The 2,383-nt window shown below is 42.0% G+C and carries 1 protein-coding gene; it reads right to left on the reverse strand.

Going from position 1 to position 2,383, the window contains the following annotated elements; translation table 11 throughout:
• Positions 1–112: 112 nt before the first annotated feature.
• Positions 113–1,795: a group II intron reverse transcriptase/maturase gene (ltrA, locus tag F6K53_RS37475; RefSeq protein ID WP_293030694.1), complete on the reverse strand. Its 1,683-nt coding sequence runs from the start codon at positions 1,793–1,795 to the stop codon at positions 113–115.
• Between the last annotated feature and the right edge of the window lie 588 nt (positions 1,796–2,383).

Genomic DNA, 2,383 nt, shown 5'->3' on the forward strand with positions numbered 1-2,383 from the left:
CCACTATTAAACTAAGCCGGTGAGTCGCCTCACCGACTCGTCTTCAGAACCGGACGTGACATTTTCACATCATCCGGCTCCTCATCAAACGGAACCACTGACATTGGTACCTCTAGAACGGATTTTCATCTAACTCCGAAGAGTTGACCTTGATTCCGTGTTTGGCGTCGTGGCAATGGAGGTGTAGTACTTCTAGATTTTTATCTAGATTATTTCCTCCTAGAGCGCGTGGTATGATGTGATGTTTTTCCAACAAATCCCCATCTCTGAAGGTGAGACCACAATGAGCGCACTTCCCTTTTTGCCTTTTCAAAAGCCTTCCCTTTTGACTAGTCATTTCAGGATGATTTCTCATTCTGGTGTTCCAATAAATTAGGTCTCCATCGTAAGGACTTCTGGCTTCTTGGACCTTAACATGCCGTACTATTTCGGTTTTGGCGTGTTTAGGAAGGTAGTTATCCTTATCGGTCATAAACATCCAGTTATCTTTATCGACAGTCCCCCAATATTTCTTGGTTACCCAAGATTTTGATTTGTTTGGGTGTCTCCTGTATCCCCATCTTTGGAGTTTATTCCAGAGCATATTTCCCAAATCATCGAAGATTTCTTTACTACAGACTGACCTATAGTAATTGCACCATCCTCTTATAATGGGTTTTAAGTAGCTAATCAAGGCTTCCTGTGGGGCAGCTCTGTGCTTGTTTATGGCTGTTGAGAGCTGCTCGTAATGCTTTGAAATTGCTTCTTTAGATGGTTTGATGATGGTTTTAAAGCCTCTTTTCGAGTGATTTTTACCTACTTTGTAGTGACGTATGTTGAATCCTAAGAAGTCAATTCCATCATATAAGTTGGTAATTTTTGTTTTACTGGGCTTTAATTCCAGCCCCATGCCTTTTAACCATTCTTTGATGACTTCCTTGTATTCTTCTACCACTTTTTGGTCTTGGTGTAGTATTACGAAATCATCCGCATATCTTATAAAAGCTAACCCTCTTTTATAATGGGTTTTCTTTTTCTTTACGGTATTTGCGTGTTCCCACACCGCTTTTTCCATTCCGTGAAGGGCTATGTTCGCTAAGAGTGGAGATATAATTCCACCCTGAGGGGTGCCCTCTTCTGTAGGTGAGAATACTCCGTTATCCATTATTCCAGCTTTTAGCCAGGACTTAATTAAACGTCTTAATGATGGATAAGTATTTAATTTTGTTAGTAGTGCATCATGGTTTATTTTATCGAAGCATTTAGCAATATCTGCATCTAAAACCCATTTTTCCTTTTTGTTTGAGTTTTTAAATATTGCTTCAATAGCATCGTGGCAGGAGCGTCCTGGTCTGAACCCATAGGAGTTAGATTCAAATTTTGCCTCCCATTCAGGTTCCAGTGCCTGTTTGGCCAGGGCTTGTAGGGTGCGGTCATACATAGTTGGGATACCCAGAGGACGTTTTTCCTTTCGTCCAGGTTTAGGAATCCAAACCCTTCTGGTGGGTTGCGCCTTTTTAGAAAAATTTTTTAGGCTGGCTACTAAGGCGAGACGCTGCTTATTGGTTAAAGCTTTTACCCCGTCTATTCCGGCAGTCTTTTTGCCTTTGTTTTCTTGAGTAACCCGTCTGACCGCAATCATTTTAGCTGACCAGGATTTCATCAAGGTCTTTTGGAGCTTTTTTACCACGCGGACGTCACCACGGCTTGAGGCTTGATATATACGTTTTTGCAACTTAAACACGGTCAGTTCTAGCTTTCGCCATTTGACTTTGTTCCATTCCGACTGTGGGGCGAACCCCCGAGTTTTAGACATATCAATTGCTACTTACATCCATATCATTTCCGTTTGACGTGAGTCCGTCAGCATATCCTGGGCATTACCCCAGGCATTGGCTTCTGACTCAATCTTCCCTCCATATGACTTGCGGCTAACTACCTACTCAATAATCGACCTTATTGAGAATACATATGGGGGTTATTTCGTTCCTGATAACCATTTTGTGAACCTTTAGGGTGATACTATTCACCGGGAATAATTTTGGGAAATCCTTAAATAGTCCGGGAACTATTTGAGCCTTTATTCCGTTGACTATTTGTCTGTAGCGTGTCAAACCTTATTTCGCTACGTTACCATGACGATGATTCGGACGTACCTTTCTCTCGTACCCGTGGGTTCTTTTGCCTGTTACTAACACCGGTCAGGTTAATGGTGCTTCACTGTTCGACCCTTGCATCAATCCATGAATTTGTTAGTTTCATGAATCAGGGTAGGGCTGTCACTCGGATTTCACGAGGGGTGGAATTTCACCACCATGGTTATCAAGTTGTCATGGTTCATTTAACCAAGCAGCTAATCCTCCAAATCCTTATTGGATAAGGTTTATAGCTAACGAATCGCACC

Source organism: Moorena sp. SIO4A1, from assembly GCF_010672065.1.
Taxonomy (GTDB): Bacteria; Cyanobacteriota; Cyanobacteriia; order Cyanobacteriales; family Coleofasciculaceae; genus Moorena.